The 26557-nt window shown below is 35.0% G+C and carries 26 protein-coding genes and 1 tRNA gene; 6 read left to right on the top strand and 21 right to left on the bottom strand.

What is annotated here, in order from left to right; genetic code table 11:
• Positions 1-39: 39 nt before the first annotated feature.
• On the bottom strand, positions 40-501 hold the full coding sequence (greA, locus tag F3I00_RS01040) for a transcription elongation factor GreA (RefSeq protein WP_020806592.1): 462 nt from the start codon (positions 499-501) through the stop codon (positions 40-42).
• Positions 501-1121, bottom strand: a complete 621-nt coding sequence (locus tag F3I00_RS01035; RefSeq protein ID WP_020806593.1) for a hypothetical protein — start codon at positions 1119-1121, stop codon at positions 501-503. Before F3I00_RS01035 ends, greA begins: the two co-directional genes overlap by 1 nt.
• Positions 1122-1286: 165 nt before the next feature.
• Between F3I00_RS01035 and F3I00_RS01030 the strand changes: the two genes are divergently transcribed.
• Positions 1287-2597, top strand: coding sequence for a C1 family peptidase (locus F3I00_RS01030; protein ID WP_159310959.1), 1311 nt, complete (start codon positions 1287-1289; stop codon positions 2595-2597).
• Between the two features lie 57 nt (positions 2598-2654).
• On the opposite strand, the gene F3I00_RS01025 is transcribed toward F3I00_RS01030, so the two are convergent.
• The 13 genes from F3I00_RS01025 to F3I00_RS00965 form a co-directional block, all read right to left on the bottom strand.
• Entirely contained in the window at positions 2655-3038 is a 384-nt protein-coding gene (locus tag F3I00_RS01025) for a transcriptional regulator (protein WP_003649557.1), read from the bottom strand.
• Between the two features lie 63 nt (positions 3039-3101).
• On the bottom strand, positions 3102-3755 hold the full coding sequence (locus tag F3I00_RS01020) for an HD domain-containing protein (RefSeq protein WP_003649558.1): 654 nt from the start codon (positions 3753-3755) through the stop codon (positions 3102-3104).
• A 16-nt stretch (positions 3756-3771) separates the two neighbouring features.
• On the bottom strand, positions 3772-5085 hold the full coding sequence (locus F3I00_RS01015; protein WP_020806595.1) for a C1 family peptidase: 1314 nt from the start codon (positions 5083-5085) through the stop codon (positions 3772-3774).
• Between the two features lie 126 nt (positions 5086-5211).
• Positions 5212-5284 (bottom strand) — tRNA-Thr (locus tag F3I00_RS01010).
• Between the two features lie 70 nt (positions 5285-5354).
• Positions 5355-6617, bottom strand: coding sequence for a tyrosine--tRNA ligase (gene tyrS, locus F3I00_RS01005; protein WP_020806596.1), 1263 nt, complete (start codon positions 6615-6617; stop codon positions 5355-5357).
• 260 nt (positions 6618-6877) lie between these two features.
• Positions 6878-9826 (bottom strand): alkaline phosphatase family protein, encoded by a 2949-nt coding sequence (locus F3I00_RS01000; protein ID WP_065169732.1) that lies wholly within the window; start codon positions 9824-9826, stop codon positions 6878-6880.
• Positions 9823-10443: a glycerol-3-phosphate acyltransferase gene (locus F3I00_RS00995; protein ID WP_003649562.1), complete on the bottom strand. Its 621-nt coding sequence runs from the start codon at positions 10441-10443 to the stop codon at positions 9823-9825. The genes F3I00_RS01000 and F3I00_RS00995 overlap by 4 nt, the downstream gene beginning before the upstream one ends.
• Positions 10443-11552 carry an LCP family protein gene (locus tag F3I00_RS00990; protein ID WP_020806598.1) on the bottom strand — a complete coding sequence of 370 codons (1110 nt, stop codon included), beginning with the start codon at positions 11550-11552 and terminating at the stop codon, positions 10443-10445. The genes F3I00_RS00995 and F3I00_RS00990 overlap by 1 nt, the downstream gene beginning before the upstream one ends.
• A 132-nt stretch (positions 11553-11684) precedes the next feature.
• Positions 11685-12566 (bottom strand): aldose 1-epimerase family protein, encoded by an 882-nt coding sequence (locus F3I00_RS00985; protein ID WP_159310958.1) that lies wholly within the window; start codon positions 12564-12566, stop codon positions 11685-11687.
• A gap of 284 nt (positions 12567-12850) precedes the next feature.
• The gene (locus tag F3I00_RS00980; protein ID WP_003649565.1) at positions 12851-13714 is read right to left on the bottom strand and encodes a GRP family sugar transporter; all 864 of its coding nucleotides are present in this window, start codon (positions 13712-13714) and stop codon (positions 12851-12853) included.
• A 72-nt stretch (positions 13715-13786) separates the two neighbouring features.
• Complete coding sequence (locus tag F3I00_RS00975; protein ID WP_020806600.1) at positions 13787-14500, bottom strand: hypothetical protein; 714 nt, start codon at positions 14498-14500, stop codon at positions 13787-13789.
• 102 nt (positions 14501-14602) lie between these two features.
• Entirely contained in the window at positions 14603-15535 is a 933-nt protein-coding gene (locus F3I00_RS00970; RefSeq protein ID WP_003647925.1) for a glycosyltransferase family 2 protein, read from the bottom strand.
• Positions 15536-15554: 19 nt separating this feature from the next.
• Positions 15555-15992: a GtrA family protein gene (locus tag F3I00_RS00965; RefSeq protein ID WP_003649567.1), complete on the bottom strand. Its 438-nt coding sequence runs from the start codon at positions 15990-15992 to the stop codon at positions 15555-15557.
• 175 nt (positions 15993-16167) lie between these two features.
• Here F3I00_RS00965 and rpsN point away from each other — a divergent pair, with 175 nt between their 5' ends.
• Positions 16168-16425 (top strand): 30S ribosomal protein S14, encoded by a 258-nt coding sequence (rpsN, locus tag F3I00_RS00960; RefSeq protein WP_003649568.1) that lies wholly within the window; start codon positions 16168-16170, stop codon positions 16423-16425.
• A gap of 100 nt (positions 16426-16525) precedes the next feature.
• On the opposite strand, the gene F3I00_RS00955 is transcribed toward rpsN, so the two are convergent.
• The 3 genes from F3I00_RS00955 to F3I00_RS00945 all read right to left on the bottom strand — a co-directional run bounded on the left by F3I00_RS00955 (position 16526) and on the right by F3I00_RS00945 (position 17992).
• Positions 16526-16921, bottom strand: a complete 396-nt coding sequence (locus F3I00_RS00955; protein ID WP_024273004.1) for a type II toxin-antitoxin system HicB family antitoxin — start codon at positions 16919-16921, stop codon at positions 16526-16528.
• A gap of 20 nt (positions 16922-16941) precedes the next feature.
• Positions 16942-17151 (bottom strand): hypothetical protein, encoded by a 210-nt coding sequence (locus F3I00_RS00950; RefSeq protein ID WP_020806602.1) that lies wholly within the window; start codon positions 17149-17151, stop codon positions 16942-16944.
• A gap of 148 nt (positions 17152-17299) precedes the next feature.
• Positions 17300-17992 carry a 2,3-diphosphoglycerate-dependent phosphoglycerate mutase gene (locus tag F3I00_RS00945; protein ID WP_003650693.1) on the bottom strand — a complete coding sequence of 231 codons (693 nt, stop codon included), beginning with the start codon at positions 17990-17992 and terminating at the stop codon, positions 17300-17302.
• 159 nt (positions 17993-18151) lie between these two features.
• On the opposite strand from F3I00_RS00945, the gene F3I00_RS00940 reads away from it, so the two are divergent.
• The 4 genes from F3I00_RS00940 to F3I00_RS00925 all read left to right on the top strand — a co-directional run bounded on the left by F3I00_RS00940 (position 18152) and on the right by F3I00_RS00925 (position 21263).
• A complete protein-coding gene (locus F3I00_RS00940) occupies positions 18152-18574 on the top strand; it encodes a PAS domain-containing protein (RefSeq protein ID WP_020806603.1) in 423 nt (140 codons plus the stop codon).
• Positions 18575-18657: 83 nt separating this feature from the next.
• Positions 18658-19485, top strand: a complete 828-nt coding sequence (locus tag F3I00_RS00935) for a DUF6612 family protein (protein ID WP_020806604.1) — start codon at positions 18658-18660, stop codon at positions 19483-19485.
• A gap of 21 nt (positions 19486-19506) precedes the next feature.
• Positions 19507-20289 (top strand): hypothetical protein, encoded by a 783-nt coding sequence (locus F3I00_RS00930; protein ID WP_020806605.1) that lies wholly within the window; start codon positions 19507-19509, stop codon positions 20287-20289.
• Between the two features lie 11 nt (positions 20290-20300).
• Positions 20301-21263: a Gfo/Idh/MocA family protein gene (locus F3I00_RS00925; RefSeq protein WP_020806606.1), complete on the top strand. Its 963-nt coding sequence runs from the start codon at positions 20301-20303 to the stop codon at positions 21261-21263.
• 39 nt (positions 21264-21302) lie between these two features.
• Here the strand turns inward: F3I00_RS00925 and F3I00_RS00920 are convergent, their stop codons facing one another.
• The 3 genes from F3I00_RS00920 to F3I00_RS00910 all read right to left on the bottom strand — a co-directional run bounded on the left by F3I00_RS00920 (position 21303) and on the right by F3I00_RS00910 (position 26551).
• Positions 21303-23129, bottom strand: coding sequence for a monovalent cation:proton antiporter family protein (locus F3I00_RS00920; RefSeq protein WP_020806607.1), 1827 nt, complete (start codon positions 23127-23129; stop codon positions 21303-21305).
• 89 nt (positions 23130-23218) lie between these two features.
• Positions 23219-24049: a PfkB family carbohydrate kinase gene (locus F3I00_RS00915; RefSeq protein ID WP_003649577.1), complete on the bottom strand. Its 831-nt coding sequence runs from the start codon at positions 24047-24049 to the stop codon at positions 23219-23221.
• A gap of 87 nt (positions 24050-24136) precedes the next feature.
• A complete protein-coding gene (locus F3I00_RS00910; protein WP_020806609.1) occupies positions 24137-26551 on the bottom strand; it encodes a GH25 family lysozyme in 2415 nt (804 codons plus the stop codon).
• Between the last annotated feature and the right edge of the window lie 6 nt (positions 26552-26557).

Here is a 26557-nt window from a genome sequence, read left to right as displayed (position 1 = left end):
TGCTTACAAAAAAAGGCATCCCGCAAAGCGAGGTGCTTTTTAATTTACTGCAATAATTTTTACATCATAACTTCCAGCTGGTGCTTCAACAGTTACTGTTGCACCAGCTTTTTGCTTCATTAAGGCCTGTCCTAAAGGAGAATCAAAAGATATTTTCCCTTTAGCCAGGTCTGCTTCCATTCTACCAACAATCCGGTATTCTTCCGCATCATCATCACCTTCAAAAAGCAGTTTTACATTTGAACCTAAATCAATTGTGCCACTTTTATCTTTTTGAATAATTTCTGAATATCTTAATTGTTTATCTAGATAACGCAGTCGACTCTGCAAATGCCCTAATTCCATCTTAGCAGTCGTATATTCTGAATTTTCTGACAAGTCTCCCATACTACGAGCTTCTTGCAAAATTTTAATTCTACGTGGTCGATCTTTTTTTAAACGGGCTATCTCGTCTTTAATTTCTTGATAGCCTTCTGGCGTCATTTTTTGATAGTAAACCATTATTTAACCTTAACATCGTTTCCAGTAAGAATGTCTTGCTTGTAAAGTTCACCATTCTTGACTGAATAATGACCAACAATTGTTCCAGTTGACTTTTCAGCTAAAGAGTATTGACCATTGCCACCATCAATTAAGGTAAAGTTGTCTGGACCATAATTACTTGAATAACCATGCTCTTTAATTGTGTCAGAAACCATCTTGTTAAACATGGCATCTGAAGCATTATGAGATGATGATGCATTTTGACTATTACCATTAGTTTGGGTGTTAGATGCAGCTGAATTTGATGCATTGTTCGAATTAGTTGATCCAGTTGAATCAGAAGAATTGTTAGAGTCAGTTGATTTGTTCTTATTAGTCTTTTTGCTGGTAGTATTACTTGAATTTTCACTACTCTTATCGCTCTTCTTATCAGAATTAGTAGTTTCTGAATCATCAGTATCTACATCAGTCTTATCTTTCTTAGTAGTGTGTTTCTTAGCCTTATGACTCTTCTTGTGACTTGTCTTACTGCTTTTTGCTTCGTTATTAGTACTAGATTGATTGGCACTATTGCTGCAACCTACAGCAAGAAGCATTGTCATTAGGGTAATTCCTGATACAAAAATATTCTTTTTCATAGTTCTTACCTCCGATATTATTATCAATATTATACTTCATATTGTCCCTTGTCATACTTATGAAAGCTACTTTCATTCAACAAAATTAGTGTATTAAGTCGTCATTTGCTGTATAGTAAAGATAATGAAAAACATGATAAAAAAATTAAAGGAGTGTAAAATTACATGTCTCATGAATTAACCCTACAAGAAATTGATCAATTCCGTAATGACTTTGATAATTCACGCAATGAAGTTGTTTCTCGCGCAGCAATGCGTTCCGGTGTTTTAGAAGCTTCATTTAACCCAACAGTTACTAACCGCTTAAATGATGTTTTCTCTGTTGAAGTGGAAACTGATAATGTTACTAACCAAATGCAATCAGGACGTTGCTGGTTATTTGCTACTTTAAACACCTTACGTCATGACTTTGGTAAAAAGTATAAGGCTAAGAACTTCACTTTATCTCAAGCATATAACTTCTTCTGGGATAAAATCGAACGTGCAAATATCTTCTACGACGCAATCATTGATTCTGCTGATAAGCCATTAGATGATCGTACTGTTAAAGCATACATGAACTTTGCCGGTTCAGATGGTGGTCAATGGGCAATGGCTGCTTCACTAGTTAAGAAGTACGGTGTTGTCCCAACTAATGCAATGCCTGAAAGTTTTAATACCAATCACACTGCTGGCTTAGCTGATGCTTTAGCTCGTAAGGAAAGAAAAGATGCCTTAGTTTTACGTAAATTAGTTCAAGCAGGCAAAACTGAAGAAGTTGAAAAGAAGCGCAAAGAATTCTTAAGTGAAATCTACCGTATGACTGCGATTGCTGTTGGCGAGCCTCCTAAGACCTTTGACTTAGAGTATCGCGACGACGATAAAAAATTGCACTTAGATAAGAACTTAACTCCAGTTGAATTCTTCAACAAGTATTGGGATGTTAACTTCGATGACTACGTTTGCTTGACTAATGCACCTGACCACGAATATGGCAAGCTTTACTCACTTCCATTCGAAGATAACGTTAATGGCGGACTTCCAATTACTTTCTTGAATGTACCAATCGAATACTTAAAAGAAGCTGCAATCAAGCAACTTAAGGATGGCGAAAGCGTTTGGTTTGGTAATGATGTCTTAAAAGAAATGGACCGCAAGACTGGTTACTTAGATACTGAGTTATACAAGACCGACGAATTATTTGACGTTGATACTTACATGACTAAGGCTGAAAGATTAGCTACTGGCGAAGGTGAAGTTAGTCACGCAATGACCTTAGTTGGTGTCGACTTAGACAAAGGCGAAATCCGTAAGTGGAAAGTTGAAAACTCATGGAGTGAAAAGTCAGGCCGTAAGGGTTACTTCACAATGAGTGATAAATGGTTTGATGAGTTTGTTTATGAAGTAGTTGTTAGAAAAGAATTCTTAACTGACGATCAAAAGAAACTTGCAGAAAGCAAGCTTACTCCACTTCCAGCTTGGGATTCACTTGCTTAGTGAAAATAAAATATATTGATAAAAAGGGATTTGCGTCGCTATAGACACAGATCCCTTTTATAATTCTTCTTTTTCACTATCTTCAATAAACTTTTCCATAAGTTTGGGATTTTTAATCAAAATCTTTAGTAAACGATTATCACTAATCGATGGCACAGCTCCGGCTTCATAAAGAGCTATTGTTGCCACATTCCATCCCAAAACTTCAGCAAATTTTTCTTTACTAAAATTCCAATGATGTCGTAAATTTTTAAGATCAGTTGGTGAAATAATGCCAAACTTTCTCCGATACTTTTCCAAAGCTAATTTTGCTGCATGATCATCAAGTTCTAAGTCAGCAATTACCTTACCAGTATTCTCGTCAAAACGAGCAGGCGCAGTAATTGTAATTCGTTGTCCACGAATGTCATAACTATTAGTATAATCTGCAATATAAGACATGACTTCATCCCCTTAATTAAGTGAATAATAAAGCTAGCCAAAAGATTAGCTAGCTTTATTATCTTACACATTCCATTCATCCATAAATTCTTGAACGAATTCACGCATATATTCAGTTCTTCGATGTGCTTCTTTCTTAGCAGCAGGAGTATTCATCAATCCCTCTAAATCAAATAATTTTTCATAGAAGTGATTAATCGTTGTCTCAACATGGTTACGATATTGGTCATGACTTACTAACTTTTCAGGCTTAATCTCTGGATCATAGATCTTATTTCCATGCTTTCCGCCATAAGTAAATGCTCGTGCGATTCCGATTGCACCTAAACTTTCAATTCGATCTGCATCTTGCACATATTGTCCACTCAAGGGTAACTTGTAGTGATGTTCAATATTTGCAGAAAAAGACATGTGCTGAATCGTAAATAAAATATCTTGTGCTTCTAACTCAGTAAATCCAACTTTAGGTAGTAACTCTTTAATTTCTGCAACTACCTTACTTGGGTCATCGCAAATTTTCTCATCAATTGTATCGTGTAAGTAACTACCGGTCTGAATAATAGCAACAACTCGGCTATCTGCATGCGCATCGGGATAATCACTTAAATACATTTTTGTAGCTAAGTTTGCTACTCGTTGTCCATGATAGTAGTCATGTCCTGTTTTTTCACCTTTTAAATGATCTTGGGTAAACTGCTTAACTAATTCAATATCCATCTGTTTATCACCAAAATTAAGCCATTGAATCCCAGCAAGGAACTGGAGTAGCTTCTCCTTCAGCAATCTTTACTAATTTTTCAGGTAAGTATTGCTTCTTCACTACAACCTTAAAGAGGTATTCGTCAAACCACTTATCATCCATTACAAAGTAGCCTTTTTCACCAACTTTAGTTCCCCAAGAATTTTCAACCTTCCACTGACGAGGCTTACCATCAACTACATCCACACCAACCAAGGTCATTGCATGAGTAGAGCCACTAGCACCAGTTTCAAGACGCTCTTTCTTACTTAATTTAGTTTCAATATTAAAAACAGTATCTGTTTCATATAAATCAGCAGCTAAAATTCCCTTTTGACGGTCGCTTTGCTTGCCTACATCACAACCAAACCAGATCGTTTCACCATCTTTTAATTGCTTAATAGCTGCTTCCTTAAGATTTTCAATCTTCGTATTCAAAAATCTAATTGGACTACCGCCTTCAACATTATCTTCAAATGGAAAAGCATAAAGCTTGTCATATTCATGATCTGGTGCATTAAAGAGAACAACGTAGTCATCCAAATCATCTTCAAAATAATTGTGGAAAAAGTCTAGTGGGGTAAGATTTTGATCTAACTTGTAATTACCATCATCATCTTTAAATTCTAAATCAAACTTATGCACAGGTTGTCCAAAAGCGATCACAGCCATACGGTAAACTTCACTTAAAAATTCTTGGCGTTTTTGCTCAATTTCAGCTTCTTTTCCTTCTTGAGCAAGTTTACGTAAAACTAGTCCATCTTCACGTAACTTCATGTTCAAGGCTTGATTAAACGCTGCTGTATTGTTAGCAGTAAAACTTTCATCTTGTGCATAAGTTGGCACTAAGCCATATTTTCTAATCAAGGAGATAGCCATATGCCATTGTCCACCATCAGTATCTGGAGCTTGCAAATAAAAATGCACAGTTCGATCATCCACAGGTTTATCCGCAGTTTCTAAGATATGATTGAAGAAAATATTTGCTCTTTCGATTCGATCCCAGAAAAAGAGATAGCTTTGTGAAAAAGTAAAGTTCTTTGCATGATATTGCTTAGCGAACTTGTGACGTAAAACGTTCAATGCCGCAAACAACCAGCAACGACCTGATTGTTTTTGATCAGTCACATTATCAGTTGGAATTTCAATTGAGAAGGTGCGATTTAAATCACGAATTCCTTCACTGTTGAAGCTGGCTTTTTGCACGCCGTTATTCACAACAGCTAATTCAGCGATCTTATTTTGTTTGTTTTGTTGATAATCTTGTTGAAATTTTTCAATTTCTTCTAGTGTAAGTTCATGTGCCATGTCTATTCTTCTTTCATAAATTACAATATTTTATCTCCATTATAAAAAGGGACAGTCGTTTTGACCATCCCTTAATGCATCATCCATCAAAAAAGCTTCTGCTAGCCTAAGCTTATTTAATAACTAAGCCGTTTCCCAGATTTGAACTGGGGACCTCCTCCTTACCACGGCGGTGCTCTACCTCCTGAGCTAAAACGGCATACACAGTTTAATTATAACAAAAAAGACGAGGAGTGCCTCTAGCATCCCTCGTCTTCTCTTTTTAATTACTATTTAATTTTAACTAAAGTGTATTTTCTCTTGCCCTTACGGATAATTACGTACTTACCTTCAAAATCATTGTCAGGTTCAATAATAAAGTCAATATCGTTTTGACGTTCACCATTTACGTAAATAGCACCATTCTTAACATCTTCACGTGCTTGACGCTTAGATGGTTCAATCTTAGTTTCAACTAAGAATTCAACGATATTCTTAGCTTCATGAGTTGCTTCAGCACTTGGGGCATTCTTCAAAGCTTGTTCAATTTGAGGAACAGACAAGCTCTTAACGTTACCTGAGAATAGTGCTTCAGTGATCATTTGAGCTTCTTTTAAGCCTTCTTCACCATGAACAAACTTAGTTACTTCTTCTGCTAATCTCTTTTGAGCTGCACGCTTCCAAGGTTCTTTTTCAGTCTTTTCGGCTAAGTCTTCAATTTCTTCACGAGATAAGAAAGTAAAGTATTTAAGGTACTTAACAACGTCCCGATCATCTTGGTTAATCCAGAATTGGTAGAATTCGTAAGGACTGGTCTTTTCAGGATCAAGCCAAACAGCACCACCAGCAGACTTACCAAACTTAGTACCATCAGCCTTAAGCATCAATGGAATAGTTAAACCAAATGCTGGACGCTCTTGACCTTCAAGCTTGTGGATTAAATCAATACCAGCAGTAATGTTCCCCCATTGATCACTACCACCAATTTGGAGTTGAACGCCATTATCTTTGTTTAAGTGGTAGAAATCAATAGCTTGTAAAATTTGGTACGAAAATTCAGTAAATGAAATACCATTTTCCAAACGACTAGCAACAACGTCCTTATTAATCATGTTGTTAACTTGGAAGAACTTACCGTAGTCACGTAAGAAGTCAATCAAGTTAAGCTTACCAAGCCATTCAGCATTGTTTTTAATTTCAAAGTTTTCCGTACCGAATAACTTTTTCATTTGAGCAGTCAACTTTTCCTCATTATGCTTAACTTGTTCAGCAGTTTGAAGAACACGTTCGGTCTTTCTACCTGATGGGTCACCAATTGAACCAGTTCCTCCACCAATCAAAATTACTGGATGGTAGCCAGCCATTTGGAATCTTTTTAAAATCATAAATGGAATTAAGTGTCCAATATGAAGGGAATCACCAGTTGGATCAGTTCCGCAGTAAAGAGCTAAATCATCATGCTCTGCTAAGTACTTGCGTAAACCTTCCTCATCGGTTTCTTGGTTAATAGCACCGCGCCATTTTAAATCTTCTAAAATGTCAAATTTTGCCATAATAATTTCTCCTAACAAAAAACGTCCCTAGACTTCTCTCGAAATCTAGGGACGACTAAATTACTTCATTAGCCGTGGTACCACCCACGTTTGCGCTTAATGCGCCTTAAAACAGTTGATAAGGGAACAACCCCATTATTGTAATTCGCAAACTCAACCTGTCTAGCTCACACCAACCGCTAGTTCTCTGAACACTGAATTAAGCTGCTACTTTTTATTTACCTATGATAATAAGGGAGAATAGTTATTTAGTCAACTGCTTATTTATAAAAGCTTTTAACGTCCAAAGTGTATCCCTTACCCGCTGACATATCATATTGAATCAATTGATAGTCCTTCAATAATTCTTTTTGTTTCTTAGTTAACTTCTTTTCAGAAACTTTCTTTCCGTTTTGATCAACTAGTTCAAAACCATCACTGCTACTATAGTTAATTGTCATTGCAGGAAGATCCTTGTAGATCCGAGTAAGTAATGCTTGGTAAGCTGTAACTTTAGAATTCGTTTGCTCTAAAGCCATCGGAATAAAGGAACTCGTTGCAATATACTTATCTGGAACAATTTTATTCTTAGCACCATGCTCACGAGCGTACTTATTTGAATAAATAAAGTAAGTAGTAGAATGCATTTTAATTGGATACTTAGATAATAACGATTGATCAATAATTGATGGATAATGATCGCCATAAAAGACAAGCGTGATTGGCTTATTAATTTCATCGATTTCTTTAATAAACTTCTTCACTGCCTTATCAGTATATTCAACACCCTTTGTATATGCCGCAAAGCTAGTCTTAACATTATCATCTGCAAGAGAAGAGCCACTGACATTATCCTTATATTCATTTGGTGAATAATAATCACCATATGGCATATGGTTTTGCATTGAGATCAAGTTAATAAATTGACCATTTTTTCTACTCTTAATTTGTCTCAAGCCATTCTGGTAAGCCGTCTCATCAGAAAGATATGGACTCGTTCCAAGCGACTTTTTATCATAGATCTTATATTTAGAGCCTAAATAAGCAAACTTATTAAATTTAAACCGGCGATAATTATCAATTCGGCCATAATAAGTACCATTAAACGGATGAATTGCACTACTATAAGGGAAATTCATCCCAATTGTTGGATAAAAATTATAACGTGAAGTTACCTGAGTATATGGAGTAAGAGCACTCGAGAAGTTTCCCATATTAAATCCAGTCAAGGACTCATATTCCATATTTCCAGTTCCACCACCATATCCAGCACTAAGCATCTTGCCAGAAGTCGTTTGCGACATTAAGCTACGGATATACTTCATCGGATCTCTAACATTATCAGAAATTTTGACTCCTGGGAATTCTTTTGGATCTACAAAGCTTTCACTAAGATTAAAGACAATTGTTTGATCGGATAACTTGTTCTTTCTAGTCTTATTAATAGCAATAGCTTCTTTTTCATACTTTTTAGTAATTTGCTTGATGGCATGTTCAGAATAACCATCAACTTTTTCCATAATTGGCACTTTGATGAAATCTAAGAAAGTTAAGACAGCACCGTTATTAGCTGTACTATCCGGTGGATTTCTAAAGTCAGGATTATTATCAAAACCCTTTGAAATATAGTAAATCGCTGAATTTTCATCATTAAACCACACCGGTGTAATCAAAATTAAGAGACTACCAATTAAAACAAGCCAACTCTTTTTCTTTCTTCTTAAGTTATGTGGGTGCTTTAGCTCTAGATAAACAATAATTGCAATTAAAAGTGCAATACCAACAAGAATGTAAATTAGAGTCTGCACACCAATCATTGGAATTAACGTTTTCCAATTGACTATCTCACTAATTTCATTTGGATAGACAGGCTCTTCTCTTAAATCCATCTTAATTCCATCTGCAATTGCAATTCCTAAAGCCAAAACAGTTGGAATACTTGCGGATACCCAGAACCTAGTAGTGATTACATAGAAGATCTCATAAATTGCAAATAAGAAAATCAACGATAAAACTAAGGTGCCAAATTTGCTAGTAAAAATAAAGACTAGAGCAACCCAAAAGTCACTTGCAGATTGAATGTCTCGAACAGTATAAAAGCCAATGACACTTAAGAACATCAGGAATGCAAATAAGATAATTGATTTAGAGTGTCGCTTTAAAAAGTCTACTCCCGCTTCTAAAAGTTTAATAAGACCATCCAGATTATTTTCATCAAATTTATTCAAAAATTTCTGAGCGCGCTTATTTGAAAGGAAAAATTTAACAAAAACAAAATTAATAATGAAACTTGCAACTAATAAAGAAAGAATCAATAAAACAGTAACTTTCTTACTTACAGGTGCAAGCAAAAGTTGCAATTTTTCCTTCCACAAACTCATCCCATAAGAAGTAGTGCCAAAGATAATGGCTGGAATTAGAATTGAAAATACTCTGTGAGATACTCCAAGCATTAAACTTCTAAATAATAATGCTCCAGCAACGACAAATAAAATCATCAATGGTGATGATGGCGCCATTAAAAGACTAGTATTCCAAGACATATTCATCTGAGAAAAGATGAATCCTTGCGGCGTCTGAATCGGCATTAATTTAATCGTAAGATAATAAACTGCTGGTAGCAAAATAATCGTTGCTACTACTAAGCCAAGAACTACTTTCTTAGATGCCTTAATCTTTGAAATAAGCATTCCCCAGGCAAAAGGTACAGCTAAGTAAAGGCCAAAAATACTATAACTAGTTAAAAGCGAATTTCCTGCACTTAAGGCAAAAATCAAAACTGTAATGGCTGTCAGCAGCAACACATTTTGCTTAGTATTTAATTTCTCTTGTAATCTAAAAATAAATGGTTGAAAGAATAAAGAAATTATAATTCCGCTAAATAAAGCTGATGTACTAGTTAAAACTGGGAAAAAGATTCCCCATAAATTCCAAGCTGAGAAAAACTGCGGCAACGAAATGACAAATACTAAATAGAAAATAATAAGAGTAACGACGCCTTCAAGCCAGTTCTTAACTGCCTCTTTAAAGCTATACTCCTTATTGCCGTAACTCATCCCATACCAGACAACCACTATCAATTGAATTAAGCTAATTACCATGCCAATTCGCGTTTTAGTAGAAACTGACGTTGGATTATAATTCCAAAAGCCTAAGGTTTGAATTAATATTCCCAGCAACAAACACAAAAGTAAGATCCACTGGATTGTTTTTCTTAAAGCTGATTTCATTTGTATATCCCTAACTTTTTCTTAATTGTTACCAAAACATCTACTCGCTTACCGTGTCCAGTAAAGAAGTCGACAATATCTTTTCTAAATTGAAAAATCATGATTAAAGTAGCAATTAAAAAGATTAATCCTTGTTCCCAGCCAAAGTTAAGCCAAGTAAAAATACTGAACCCCAACATATATACAAGTGGCGGAATAGTAAGATTTTTCATAATAATCACTAAAAACAAGCCAATTAATAAAGCAATCAAACCAGCTCGCCAGTCAAAAAAGACAATCCACAATGCAGTAACTGCCACTCCTTTACCACCCTTGAAGTGATTCCAGAACGGAAATGAATGCCCTAAGACGACTCCAATACCAGCAAAAGATAAATCTAAGCGATTACCATGATAAAGAAAGTAGACAATTAATAACGCTGCCAAAGTTTTAGCTAAGTCTCCAATACAAGTGAGAATACCCCATTTTTTACCAAAAACTGCACCAATATTAGCTGTACCAGGATTACCTGAGCCATATTTAGTCGGATCTTTATGTAAAAATATTTTTGCGACAATCATAGCAAAAAGGATATTTCCGAGGAAATATCCTATTACTAGTGAAATTAATTCATTCATTAATAAGCACGATCTCCGTTCCATAATTCATCCGTATAAGGATCATATATGTAGTATACCTGATTAGAATCACCACTGGTCCAATCAAATTGAGAATTCATTGAATTTTGATAAGTTTCATTATTATCAATATTCATTGAATCTAAACCAAGATCATTTCTCACAATATTAGATGTTCGTTGCAATTCTCTATCAGACATTACTTGATATGAAGCATCTCCAATCATTGCTCCTACTCCATGCAAATAGTCGCTGGACATGTTTTGAGTACATTTACGGTAGTTTTTACTAATTTTGACCATTGAATCAAAAGTTAAGTTAGTTCTCAAACTAGTTGAAACAGAGCCTAAGATTGAATCTAAATTCTTTAGCGTACTAAATGACATTGCATGTTCTAAAACGGACATAATTACTTCACGCTGCCGTAATTGTCTACCATAGTCTCCGCGAGGATCGTCATAGCGCATTCGAGAGTAAGCTAAGGCTTGACTACCATTTAAGTGTACCTTTTTACCTTTGGTAAAGGTGTAGCCATCGTAAGTAAAGGTAAGAGGCGGCGTCACTGTAACGCCACCAACGCCGTCTACAATCTTTCTCATTCCGCCCATATTCATTGAAATATAGTATTTTATTGGCACATTAAGGACCTTACTTGTAGTCTTCATTGCCATTTTGGCACCGTCAATATTATAAGCGGCATTAATCTTATGAACGCTAAAGTTTTCGGTGCCAATCATTCTTGCCATGGTGTCACGCGGAATCGACATTAGAGAAAGTTTCTTTTTAGCCGGATTAACGGTTACCAAAATCATTGTATCTGAGTTCCCGCGAACTTCTTTTCTACCAAAAGCTCCCGTATCTGTCCCTAATAATAAAATATTGAATGGTTCTTTACCAGAAAAGCTATCTTGTTTTACAGCAGTCTTTGGGTCATATGTTTTATCAAAGGCATTTTTAGCTTTTAAATAAACAGATCCTGCATAGGCTCCAAGTCCTAAAACCAGCACTAAAATAACCGCAATAATAATACGGATTGGCTTTTTCTTACTATGTTTTTCTTTGTTCAGCTCAACTCTTGAGAGAACAGGTTCTTTGGGCTTATTATCCATAATATTCTTTCTCAAACTTTCTTAAAACAAGGATATTATAGCAAAATTACACTCTGAAAACTTTATTATGCCAAATCTTAAACAATTAGTAAAAAAAGAGGAAAACTTCACACAGCTTCCCTCTTTTCATATTTATTCTAAAGTAATTGTAGTTGAAAAATGTGAATTTTCATCTGGTGCTAGGAAGTTATTGCCTTCTTTTTCCATCCAGTTGGTCAATTCACTGCTCTTAATATCTGGCAAGCCAGCAAAAGGTTCCATACATAAAAACTTAGCTTCTGGATCAGTCATGGTCCATAGTGCTACATATGGGAAATCTTCCAACGTTAAAGAAATTTTATGTTCTGATTTGGCACTACTTAACTCAATCCCGGTTAAACCTGGATTATTAATAATGATCAAACCATCATCAAATTCTGAATACGATAGCGGCAAAGTTCCCTTTTGTGCATTAGGTACTGGAATGACCTTACCATTTCTAAATGGAATTGGATCAATTTGAAATTGAGTTAATTCTGTCACTTCTGGGCTCAAAGTTAACTCATGATCTGAAAATTTCAATTCATCTCCAGCTATTGGCACATTAAAGCCTGGGTGAAAACCAAGTCCAAATGGCATCGTTTCTTCTGAATTATTTTTAACCAAAAATTCTACCTTTAATTGATTAGCTTCTAGCGTATAGGTAACCATCAGACTAAAATGAAATGGATAAACAGCTAGAGTTTCTTCATTTTCAGTTAAAGTCAGACTTACTCGATCGTCTCCCTTATCAACAACTGTCCAAGGATAGTCACGAGCGAAGCCATGTTGCTTCATTTCATATGTTTTCCCATTTAAAATATATTTATTGTCATTTGATCTTCCGATTGCCGGAAAAAGAATTGGAGCATGTCTTTCCCACTCGCTCCCATTCCAAATGTAGTCGGCATTAGTAGTCTTATCGACTACGTGCGTAAGCTGAGCACCGACCTCATTAATTTCAACCTTTAACTGGTTGTTTTCAATTGTTAGCATCCATTGTCCTCCTAAACAATTTCGACCGATCCTATTCTGAAAATATCACGCCACACTCAATATGTCAACTGTAAGCGATAACATATAGTTTATTATTGGATTCTTTATTTCTTAATTTGTTATTTAATTTTTACGTACAATATACCTTTTAAACCTCTATTGTATTTAACTTGACTTTTAATTTGGTTCTAATACAATTAAAAGTGTTCTAATACTAAAAATATTTAAGAATTAGGACAAGTTGATACAAAGAAGGCATCCCTCTGGGATGCCTTTTTTCATTTCTAGAATAATGTAGTTAACATTGCACCGCCAATAATTAAAACTAGGCCTGCAATGGTAAAAATCAAACCGTTGCGAGTTTTCTTTTCATGTAAGAAAATCAAGCCACCTAAAGTAGAAATAACTACGCAAAGTTGAGAAATAACGAAGGCCATGTTAACTCCGTTATCTTGAACGGAAAGAATGTAAGCTAAAGCAGCAATTGCATATAGAATGCCTGCTCCACCACTTTGAACAGTAGATTTTTCTTTCCAAACATGTAAATTTTTAGTAACAAGCGTATAGATAAACACAGCTACAAGCATACCAAAGGTTTGACCAAAGAAGATTGAAATACTGCTTCCATGTAAAGCCTTTGGAATTGAGCTTGAAGTAATGTAGCCAAGTGAAGTTAAAACAAGCAAAATAATTGTACTTATCTGATTAGACTTATTACCTTCGCTTGTTCCGCGATCAGTTAATGAAGTTAAAACAACTCCAATAATTAATACTAGAATACCAATAAAGCCATAAAGCTTAGCTTGCGGACTAGCCCATTCACCAAAAGCAAGCACACCTACAAGAGGTACACCAATCAACTGCAAACCAGTTGAAATCGGCATTGTTTCAGAAACACCAATTTTTTCATAAGAAATGTATTGACCAACTTGACCAATTACCCAGCAAGCACCACCTAATGCAGAAAGCAAAAATAGTGACCAGCTCATTGCTGGATGCATAATTGCCATTACAATTGCACCAAAAATAAATGAAGCTGCAACTGTACCAACGATTTGATTATAAACTGTACTATTCTTTACACTAGCAATAACAAGGGGCATCAGTCCCCAGCCAATTGCTGGTAAAAACAAATAAACATATTTCATAATTTTGTATCTCTCCCTAAACTTTTAAACAATTTATTCTATCAGGGATTAATACTGTCTGGCAAGAGTCAATTATGAAATCCTTTTCTTTTTCATTAAGATCCGATTGCTACGCCAGACTAAAATTAGCATAATTATTTCACCGATTATTGGCAAAAAGATAATATTTAACGAGGTTGCACTTGCAAAGATCATGTGCAGGACAACTGCCGCTAAAATCATGATCCAAGAAGTCCATCTTCTAAACCAAGGCTGCCAAATACTTCCTGCTAAAACTAGATAGTATACACAAAGTAGAAATCCTAAAATAAGTAGCCAAGTTTGTCCTTGTACAGTAAAAATTTCAGCACCCATTAGTGCCGCAAAACCGCTGATATAGGCCAAATAGGCTAAAACCAGCATCATCACTAACCTAATAATTAACAATTCACTATTCTTTTGTTTCATGACAAGATTATTTTTAAAAATTACCATCCCAATCCAGGTTAATAAAAGCAAAGCAATAACTAGACCAATAACGAAATTCATTGCCATTTGATTAGTCATTAAAAAGACAATAATTAAAATCAATCCTAATTCATAATAGAAATTCAAAGCAAAAATACTGCTTTTTAATTCCATTGGTAGCCAGAGTAAGACCACTGCAATAATAAAGAAAATTGCACATCTACCCTTAAGTCCCTGATCAACTGCTGCGTAGTTAGGCACATAAACCAAAATTGCAGCCAAAACTCCAAGAATAGATAAAGCAATTTTTATCCACGTATTTTGACTAAAGTTTTTCATTCTAAAATTCTCCCTCGTTAAGATTATCTCACTTTTCAAATTTATAATCTCACAAAAAAAGTTTCGGAATTTAGGTGATAATTCCGAAACTTTTTGCCATATTTATTTTTTCTCTTTAATAATATAAATTGGTCGATTCTTAACTTGGATATATACCCTGCCGATATATTTACCTAAAATACCAATGCATAGTAGTTGCAAACCACCCAGCAGCAAAATAATGCATACCATCGAAGCCCAACCAAAGATGCTTGAACCAGGGTAGAGTGCTCTGCGAATAATCACAATGATCAAGCCAATAATTGATAAAACAAATGATCCAGTACCAATCCAAACAGCTAAGTTAAGTGGTGCTTGTGAAAAGTCCGCAATTCCGTCCATTGCATATTTGAACAATTTCCAAGTGTTCCAATCACTTTCGCCAGCTACACGTTCAACATTGTGATAGTCCAAATACTTAGTCTTAAATCCAACCCAAGAGAAGATTCCCTTTGAAAAACGATTGTATTCAGGCATATCTAAAACCGCATTTACCATTTGACGAGTCATCATTCGGTAGTCACGAGCACCTGGTACAATTTCAGTATCAGAGATCTTATTAACAACCTTATAGAACATATCACTTAAGAAAGACTTAAACTTAGCTTCCCCTGTACGGTCAACACGACGAGTTCCAATACAGTCATATTCTCCAGTCTTAATCAAATCATACATTTGTGGTAAAAACTTAGGTGGATCTTGTAAGTCAACGTCCATTACGACTACATAATCTCCAGTTGCAGCTTGAAGTCCAGCATAAAGCGCAGACTCCTTACCAAAGTTTCTTGAAAATGAAACAAAGTGAACATGTTCTGGATCTTTTTTACGTAATTCTTTAATTTCCTTAAGAGTATTATCTTTTGAACCATCATTAATGAACCAATATTCTGGCTCTAAATCTGGAATTGTATCCATTACTTTATTCACAGCTGGATAAAAAAGTGGTACAGATTCCTCTTCGTTATAACACGGAACAATAATTGACAATTTTTTCATATTTTAACAGGCTTTCTGATTACTTTCTAACGTCTACTTTTGACTTAGTAGTTTTAATTTTTCTAAATGTAAGTAACTTATTAATTACGAATTGAATTAAGGTAGCGATAAATGTAGAAACGGCCTTAACAATTAGTTGATTATAGCCTAACTGAGTTACGAAGATAAATAAACATAATGTAGTAAATAAAGTCGTAATTTGTCCAACTAAATAGTAAGAAACGAATCTTATTAACAACTTATCGTGAACCTTAAAGTTAAGAAAACTATTCCAGAAAAAGTTATTGATTAACCCACAAGATGATGAAATAAAATTAGCTACTTCGACTTGCATCTTAAAATGGGTAAGGAGTGCGAAAATTCCAAAATCAACACCTAATCCTAACACACCAATTAATACATAAATAATCAGCTGTCGCAAGTCTTCATTATGAAGTATTCTTTTAAAAATACCCACGGCTTCTTTTCCCTTCTTTAATCAATCATTACTTATTTTAAACTAATTCTTTTTAAAATACTTTCTTTTTGACAAATTATTAATAATTTAATACAATAGGCTTACTTTAAGTTAGCCCAAATTATTATAGTTAATCTTTATCACATTCAAATTCTATATTCGAAAGGAAAGATATATGGCAAAAAAATCAAAAATTGTTAAAGCTGCTAAGCAGCGCGAATTAATTAAAAAATACTACGAATTAAAAGAAGCTGGTGACGTAGAAGCATTAGCGAAACTGCCACTTGATGCTCATCCAACTCACTACCACAACCGTGATTTACACGATGGTAGACCACATGGTTATATGCGTAAGTTTGGTATGTCACGTTTACGCTTCAAAGAACTAGCACATAAGGGACAACTTCCTGGTGTACGTAAGGCTAGTTGGTAAAAATTATAAGACTAGCTCTTAGTTAAATCAAAACTTAAATATAAAAATATAATAGTCACACTTAAAAAGCCTCCCGTTTGGGAGGCTTTTTGCTTATTTTTTAATTCTGATAACTTAACTTTTTTCTCAAAGCTTCTGTTAGTACTTTAGAAAAATTCAAATGATGTTTTTCAGCTTCTGTTGCTAGATTCAAAGGAACTGTTACATTTTTGCGAATTGTTTTTTCAAAATTAGAAGCTGCTTTTGACAAATCAGCTGATACCAAAGCAACAAAAGCTCCTTCATCATTAACCTTAATTTTTGAAGGATCAGTCATTTTTGGAAATTCTTTTTCATCAAATAAAACTGTTGCTAATGCATCAGAAGCCATATCAAAAGCATCTGCCAATCCATGTCCTTCTGTTATAGCACCTTTAACGTCGGGAAAACTGATAAAGTAAACATCTTTTGCAATTGGCTTAAAAATTGCTGGATAAGTTACGATTCTTTTTTTCATATCAATCTTTTCTCCAATCATTATCTATTTAAATTATCAGGCACCTCAAGACCTAATTCCTTATAAAGTGCCTTAACTGTAAAAAATGATATTTCCCTATGGCGAGCTAAAGGTGCTTTCATCCCATTTGAGGGATTTACCACTCGGGCGTGTCTATTATTTCTCTTACCTTCATCAATTATCATTCCCTTACTAAGTAGATCCTTGATGATGTCTCTTCGCTTAACCAATTTTTCTCTCCTTGCTAATAATTATACACACATGCGCATAAATTATAAATTTTTGCTACATATTTAATTACGCAAAAGAGTAAAAAATTTTTTATAACAAAAAAACTCCGACTTTCGTCGGAGTTCTTTAATACTCAATAACTAAAAATTAGTCGTCAAGCTTTTCCTTGTTAACAACATCTAACTTGTCGTCAAATGTGTAAACAACTGGTTCACCAGTCTTCATTTCTAAGTTCATGATATCATCATCTGAGATGTTTTCAATGTACTTAGTTAAAGCACGAAGTGAGTTACCATGTGCAGCAATAATAACGTTCTTGCCGTCAAGTAAATCTGGAGCAATGTGATCTTCCCAGAATGGCATTACACGGTCAAGACATACGTGTAAGTTTTCTGCCTTAGGAACGATGTGTGGATCCAAGTTTGCGTAACGGCGGTCATGTGCTTGACTAAATTCGTTGTCATCATCAATAGCTGGTGGCAAAACATCGTATGAACGACGCCAAATGTGAACTTGTTCATCACCATATTTTTCAGCAGTAGCTTTCTTGTTTAAACCTTGAAGAGCACCGTAATGACGTTCATTTAATCTCCAAGTCTTAGTTTCTGGAATCCAAAGTTGGTCACTTTCTTCAAGTGCGTAGTGCAAAGTCTTGATAGCACGAGTTAATAATGAAGTGTAAGCTTGATCAAATTCAAGACCGTGTTCCTTAATTAAACGACCAGCCTTCTTAGCTTCTTCAACACCTTTTTCTGAAAGGTTTACATCAACCCAACCAGTAAATTGGTTAGAAAGGTTCCATTCACTTTGACCGTGACGAATTAAAACTAATTTCGACATGAACTGTATCTCCTTTAAAATTCAATGTTTCATTAACTATTTTACACGCTTATGAGAAATTTTCATAGGAATTACGAAAAAAAGCTTTATTAATCCACAATTTTTTAATGTTAAAATAACAATAGATATATTAATTTGGATAGATTGGAAGAATTACCTATGGATAATATCAATTTAGACGGAGGTCATCTCTCACTTGAACAGCTAAATGCAATCTTTAGAACTATTCCACAAGAAATGGACGTTTTAGATGAAAATGACCGCATTGTCTGGTCATCAATGAATAAAAATCGCCTCTTCAAGCGAACAAAAAAAGATATTGGTAAAACTGTTTTTGAGGTGCATCCCGGCCATAGCCAAAGACACGTTAAAGAAGTTTTAAACCAAATGCACGCAGGTAATCGTAAAAATATTTCAATTATGATCACTAAAGATGAACAGCCGATAAATATTTCTTTCTATAGTCTCCACAACGAAGATGGAAAATATATTGGTTGCATCGAAGTAACACAAGCAGTTAAAAATTTGCAAGTCAAGGGTAGTAAGTTACGAAATATTTTAAATGTCCTTAAAAAGCACTAAAGTTAAGCTCTTATAATACTTTTTTCAACAGAAAATAGAGTAAAATAGTATACGATAGATACATTTATTGGGGGAATATTTTTATGAAGAAAAAATTCGGCTTGCTACTTTTATTGGGAGCAATTTTAGTTTCTATAACTACAGCTTGTTCAAAGAATACCAGTAAATCAAAAACTAATCCTGAGCCTTCTGCAAGTTCACTAATTAATGCCAAATTTAATTCTAGCTTAGCCAGCGGTCATTTCACTCAAACAATTAATTCTGATGAAATGAGTCAAAAATCAAAATCGGAAGGTCTTTTTAAAGATAAAGGCGATGTAACGAATCTTACTTACACCTTGACTCAAAAGAAAAAATCACAAACGGAACAAATGTGGTTAACTAAAAAAGACATGTACCTTCTTTTAGAGCAAAATAAAGGGCACTGGATTAAAAATTCGGTTAATGCCGATACTTTTGATCCAGATCAAGTAAAAGAAAGATTTGATCCTGCAACTTTTAAGAAAATCAATAAAGCACTTGTTAAAAAGGCTACTGTTCAAAAGAAAAACGGCAACTATGAAATCAGCTTTAATGGTACTGATTCTAGCCTATGGAATGCAGTTAATTCACTTGTCATTGACGCTATGAACACTCCAGGTTCACAAAACATGCAAGTAGCTCGTCTAGTTAAATCAGCTCAAGTACAGAACTTAAAAGTTACTTATTTAGTTGATCCTGCAACAAAAAAGATTGAGTCGATGACTTTCAAGGCTCAATACACTGCTGGTGGAAAATACAACTTCACTTGGAACTTAACTTATGATCAACTTGGCCAACATACCGACTTAGCAGTTCCTGCTGATATTCAGAAGAATGCGATTGACGCTGAAGAGATCAAGAAAGCTCAAGCTGAGCAAAACAATCAATAATCATTTTAGAAAGAAAAACTAATGCAGAAAAATAAAGCAAAAAATAAAAAGATTATTTTTCCTAACAATCAAGGCGGCAAAATTGCCGCTTTAATTTTAGCCATTATTATTTTAGTAGTAATTATTTGGGGTGCCATCTTAGCCTTTGGCAAGCCTAGTCCTAAAGCTGCCTTAACCAAAGCAGCAGATACTGCTATCAAAACAGCTCGTGTTGATGTTAAAACTACCAATTCAAAAGGCAAAATGTACTCAAATTACGTCGTTGGTCCTAATAATACAATTCATATCACAATGAAAAGCATTCCAAAATCAGATACAAATTCCGAGCTCTGGACTAACGATCACTATGTCTACCATCGTGATAATAATGAAACGTGGAATTATATTAAGCAAAATGCAATCTTTAATGAAGTTTACTCTGGCTACAAAAAACTCTATACAGCTCATAACTTCAAGCAATTCTCTGATGATGCTTTTAAGCAGTTAAAACTCAAATCTAATGGCTTCAATGGCTATGTAATTTTTTACCATGGCGATGATCAAGATGTCATTAAAAGCATGCAAAAAGCCACTTCAGTAGCTTCCACAAGTGACCCGCAGTCAAGTAATGTAAAAAGAATTGAACTTCGAGTTAAGGTTAACCGCCAAAAAGAACTAACCGATCTATACTACAAAGTTACGTACTATAGTAAAAAAGAAGGCACCTTATCACTTCATTTATATGATGTTAACCAAGTTAAGAAACTAAAGATTCCAACCTCGGTTACTAAAAATGCAAAAAAACTAAATATTAAATCAAATTAAAGGAGAAACTTATGAAATTAGGTATTATTGGTTCTGGAAAAATTGTCCATGATTTTCTAACAATTGCTGATCAAATTCCCGATCTCGAACTTACAGCTCTTGCAACTACTAAGAGAAGTCATAAAATTGGCCTAGATTTACAAAAAGAGTATCAGATTAATAAATTGTACGATAATAATGCTGACTTATTTAATGATCCTGATGTTGATACTGTTTATGTAGCGGTACCAAACAGTTTGCACTTTTCTATTTCAAAAGAAGCCCTTGAAGCAGGTAAAAATGTTATTTGCGAAAAGCCTTTTGTTGCAACTGTTGATGAAGCAAGAGAATTAAAAGCAGTCGCTGATCAAAAGAAGTTGATCATTATTGAAGCCATAACTAACATTTATTTAGAAAACTTTAAATTTATCGAAGAAAATCTAGATAAAATTGCTCCAATTCACGTAGTTAACCTTAATTACACTCAATATTCTAGCCGTTATGATGCCTTTCTAGCTGGAGATATTCAACCAGCCTTTGATCCTAAAAAAGACGGTGGCGCTTTGATGGATCTAGGAATTTACAATTTGCATATTATTATCAAGTTATTTGGTAAGCCAGAATCTATCAATTATTTCCCTACAATGCAGAAAAATATCGACACCTCAGGCATCCTGCACCTCAGTTATTCTGACAAACAAGCTAGTTCAATCGCCGCTAAAGACAGTTTTTCACCTAATGTCAGCACTATTGAAGGTGAAAAAGGTGCACTTATTATTTATGGTCATCCTAATGAAATACCTAAAGTCGGAATGCAATTAAAAGGACAAGAAGTTAAAGTTATCAACAACAATAAGTATTCTCACCGAATGGTGGCTGAGTTTATTGAATTTACTAAAATTATTGATCAGCATAAGTTCAAAGAAGCTGATCACGCCTTTGTCCATAGTTTAAATACCTTATCTGTTTTACAAGAAGCTAAAAGTCAACGTTAACCAAAAGGACAGGAATTAAAATCCTGCCCTTTTATTTTATTAATTTTTTCTTCCTAGTTCTTCTCGTACTCTTTCTGCATCTTCACCTTTAGCTGTAAAGATTAAATGATCACCAGTTTCAATAATTGTATTACCATGCGGTACTAACCAAGTACCATTTCTCCAAATTCGACTTACCGTCATTTGTTCAATAAAGTCAAGATTCATCAACTTTTGACCAGCATATTTATGATTTCTAACCGTAACTTCAAAAAGACCGTTCTTAGTATCAGTTAGAATTCTTAGAATAGATGGCGATTCAATCAAAGCACGTAAAACTGAAGTTTGAACATTAAAGAGATTATAGATTTCAATCTTTTCATTGGTTAAGTTCTTAATCGTTTCTGGCTTTGGTCGCTCTTGACTTGCAATTACTCTTTGAACGCCATGTTCTTTAGCCATTCGAGCAATTTTACGGTTCAATTCATCTTCAATAAATCCAGCGACCAAAATATCACAGTTAAAGACGCCGGCTTTTTCTAAACAAGTTTCTTCAAGACTTGAAATCAACTTTAAATTAGCGACCTTACTCTTATAAGTATCATAATTTTCTTGCTTATGAGTTACTAAAAGAACGTCGTACCAGTTATCATGTAATTCCTGCGCAACCGGTACAGTCATCACATTTGTTCCCATAATAACAACTCTTTGCTTAATCTTATCTTCTTTAGTCAGCTTAAAGATTGAGTTAAACAAAATTGGTCCTAAAATACATACCACAACGGCTGCTAAAATAAAGGCATCTGATTGAGTTTCTGTAATTGCATTTAACTTACGAGCAACTTCTAACGTTGGAAGCACGATCGTAATTGTAGTCATAATTAAAAATGTTCCTGCAATACTATTACGCTTATTAAAGCTACGAACATAAACTAAAAAGATTGGCAGCTTTGATAAAAGCAGGAATAAAACCAAAACTGGAATTAACATTAAGGCATTCGGATTAGTGATTAAAGTCTTAAGATCTAGCTTAACACCAGTTGTAATAAAGAAAATTGGAATAAAAAAGCCATAACCAATAGAAGTTAATTTATCCATCGTTGCTTCGCTTGGTTCAAGTAATTTCATAACCATTCCGGCTAAGAAGGCTCCAAGAATATTTTCAGCACCTACTCGTTCGGCAACTGTCACTAAAGTGAAAATTAAGAAGAAGGCTAGTCTAATATCCAATTGCGTAGTAGATTTAGATATTCGGTTAAACCATTGATATGGCTGTTTAAATCTTTTTAGTAAAAGAATTGCCACTAGGAATAATAAAATGATTAACCATAATTTTCCTGCATTACCACCATTAATCGAAGCATAGATAGTTAAAAGCAGTAATGGTATTACTTCTCCTAAAACTGCCGTTAGCAAAATTGTTTGTCCAATTGGACGAGATAAGATTTCTTTTTCTTTTAAGGTTGCAATAACCACTCCTAAAGCTACAGTCATAAAGATGATCATTGCTAGCATTACATCGCTAAAGAGTCCGATTAATTTTAATGCCTCAGCTAAAATAAGTGCCATAGCTGTAATCATTGCGAAAGAAAAAACTGCTATCCGAGCTGGATTAATGCTACTTTGCTTAGTATCAGGTAAATCTTTTTTCTTGAATAAGTCAAAATTGATTTCCATTCCAGATAGAAACATCAGTAATATCACGCCTAAATTCGATAGAAGTGATACGCTACTGGTAATTTTAATTGTATTTAATAAGCTCTTACCTAAAATTATTCCAGTTACAATTTCAGCAACGGCAGTTGGAATAGCATTGATCTTGAACCGTGCCATAATAATTGGAATAACTAGAGCAGCTAGACTAACAATAAATAGAGATAAGTCCACTTTTCTTCTCCCTTATTATAAAATTACTGTCATTATACTAAAAAAAGCATCAAAAAATAAGTCGGCCCTAAAAAGCCAACTTATTTTCTTTATTCTGCTTCTTCAAAGGTAATACGTCTTGCAATTACCTGCTTTTGAAGTGCTGGTGTAGTTCTAAAATCAGTAAGCCAGTCGCTTCGAGCTGTATCGCTTCCTGCTGCGATTGCATCTGACAAATTTTTAACTGGCATATAGCCTTTTAGCATCCCGGCAAGAAAAGTACCAAGGAGCGCATCACCACTACCCGTACTATCAACTACTTCTTCAATTTCAGGTGCATGTGCCATCAGGGCATCCATCATATTAACAATTGCAGCGCCATTTGCACCTAAAGACAAAAGAACATGCTGTGCACCCTTAACTACTAAGTCATGCGCCATATTAATTAATTCCTTCGTAGTTACCTTTTGATTATCTTTTTCAAACCAATGCTTTAATTCCGTTTCATTTGGCTTAATCAATAAAGGATTCATTGGTAAGATATCAAGTACGTTTTCATAAGGAACATCCACTACTAAGCCTGCTGCCTTTTTATCAGCTACTTTAGCAAGATCGGTTAAGTAAACTGGATCAATTCCTTTGGCAAAACCACCGGCAATAACTAAAATGTCGCCGGCTTTTAAGACTTTCAAATAATCTAATAACTTTTGTTGATTTTTAGCGGTGATCTTAATTCCACGCTTTTGTTCAATAAATTGATTTTCAATCTCTGCTTTATCAAGTTCTTCTGCAACTTGTTCTACGTTTTTATGATTCACAATACCAGTTGCAATCGATTCAATACCTAATTTCTTTAAAACAAGTGAAATATTAATTCCCTTACCTACTACACTTTCGCTAGGATCTAAAGTTACTGTATAAATCAAAACTATGTCCTCCATACTTTTTTCATAATTTATTATAAGACAAAAAAGACATGATTCCTATTCGGATCATGTCTTTTCAAGTTATTCATTTATTTTTGAAAACTATCTGTAAGTTCCCCATGCTTGGTTGTTTAAACGACCTACTAAATAGCCGTATTGACCGTTGGCACGTGGTTGTCTTAACCATACATATTTACCAGCACGGTAGTAAGCATCATACTTAATTACAGTGTTGATTGGTAAAGTTTCAATAATTGGACTCTTGGTACTTGCACCTGTTCTCAAATTGATTGCGCCACCGGTAATGAAAGTACCGTTTTGCTTAGTCCAAGTAGCATTATTGTTAGTTGTAGCTACTACTTTTTGAGTATTTTGGTGAACAACAGGAGTTGTAGCCTTAGCAGAACCTGCTTTGAAAGTGCCCCATGCATTGCCGTTGTTACGTCCTACTAAGTAACCGTATTGGCCATTTGCACGTGGTTGTCTTAACCATGTGTATTGACCAGTAGTACGGTAAGCATCGTACTTAATTTCAGTGTTTGTTGGAAGTAATGCAATTACCTTGCTGTTAGTGCTTGCACCTGTTCTTAAGTTAATTGCGCCACCGGTAATAAATACGCCATTTTGTTTAGTCCAGTCACTCTTTACATTGTTGTTTGTATTAGTATGTACTGGTTGACTTGGCTTGTTAGTATTTTGTGCAGGCTTATTATTTGTTACTGGTTTAGTTGAAGTAGCGGAACCGACCTTGAATGTGCCCCATGCATTGCCATTGTTACGTCCTACTAAGTAACCGTATTGACCGTTTGCACGTGGTTGTCTTAACCAGGTATATTGACCTTCAGTACGGTAAGCATCGTATTTAATTTCAGTATTTGTTGGCAATAATGCAATTACCTTACTGTTAGTGCTTGCGCCTGTTCTTAAGTTGATTGCGCCGCCTGTGATAAATAGGCCATTTTGCTTAGTCCAGTTACTATTTACATTATTGCTTGTATTAGTGTGTACTGGTTGACTTGGCTTGTTAGTGTTTTGTGCAGGCTTATTATTAGTTGCTGGTTTAGTTGAAGTAGCAGAACCTGCTTTGAAAGTGCCCCATGCACGACCATTATCACGTCCTACTAAATAACCGTATTGACCATTTGCACGTGGTTGTCTCAACCATGTATATTGGCCTTCAGTGCGGTAAGCATCGTATTTAATTTCAGTATTGGTTGGTAATAATGCAATTACCTTACTATTGGTGCTTGCACCTGTTCTTAAGTTAATTGCTCCACCGGTAATAAATACACCGTTTTGCTTAGTCCAGTTATTGTTTACATTATTGTTTGTATTTACGTGTACTGGTTGACTTGGCTTGTTAGCTGGCTTAACAGTGTTAGTAGTTGGTTTAGTTACATGGTTAGTAACTGGAGCAACTTTAAAAGTACCCCAATCTTGACCATTTGCGCGTCCCACTAAGTAGCCATATTGGTTGTTAGCACGTGGCTGTCTTAACCATGTGTAGTTACCCCTAGTGCTATAAGCATCGTATTTAACTTCACTGTTTGCTGGAAGTTGAGCAATGATACTACTATTAGTACTTGCACCTGTTCTCAAGTTAATTGCACCACCAGTAGTGAAAGTACCTTCTTGTTTAACCCAGTTAGTATTAACTGCCTTGTTAGAAGTATTAACAAATGGATTCGAAGGGGCTTGACTACTGCTTTGGCCATTAGTATGAACGTTCGAAGTATTGGTGTTAGCTTGGCTAGCGTTGTTACTCTTATTTGAAAGAGGGAGTACGTTAACATTTCCGTCAACGTTTTGACCACGCCAATTTTGAGTATACTGCCAAATAGCAACATTATTCATTGATGGGAAGTAGTTATAGTCAGGTTGATCTTGACGACCCATAGTTTTATAAGAAGCTACCCATAATGAATTTGGATACTTTTGAGTAACCTTGTTAGTATCAACCTTAGCCTTTAATAACCATTCACTTGAATAAAGCATTAGGTTATAGCCACCATTGTGAACAGTATCCATAAAGCTAGTAATTGCGTTAGCACTTGCTTCACGACCACCGTTAGTGTTGTTATGTGCATCTTGTTCCCAGTCAGCTGCTAAATATGAACCTTGTGGCAAACCAGCTTGTTGAGCTGAATTAACAGCATAATTACCTTCTTGAACAGCTCTGTTGCTATCAGCACCAAAGTGAGCATAGTGGTAACCCATTGGCATCATATTGTTTTGTTCAGCATTATTAATTTGACCTTGAGCATGTGGGTTTTGGTAGTTTGTACTTTCAGATACTTTAACTACAGCAAATTTAGCACCTGACTTAGCTTGTTGAGTCAAATTAGTACCTTGCCAGCTTGAAACATCCACACCTGCAGATTTTGCAGGTACATTATCAGTTGCAGCCTGTACTACTTGATGGGTCTTAGTAATACCCATTGGATCAGCAATTGCCAAAGCTGTCATAGCACTAGCACAAGCCAATGCACTAATAAATTTTTTATTTGTTGAACGCATTAAAAA

The organism is Lactobacillus sp. JM1 (assembly GCF_009834385.1).
GTDB lineage: Bacteria > Bacillota > Bacilli > Lactobacillales > Lactobacillaceae > Lactobacillus > Lactobacillus paragasseri.
This window is presented reverse-complemented; position numbering and strand designations above follow the sequence as displayed.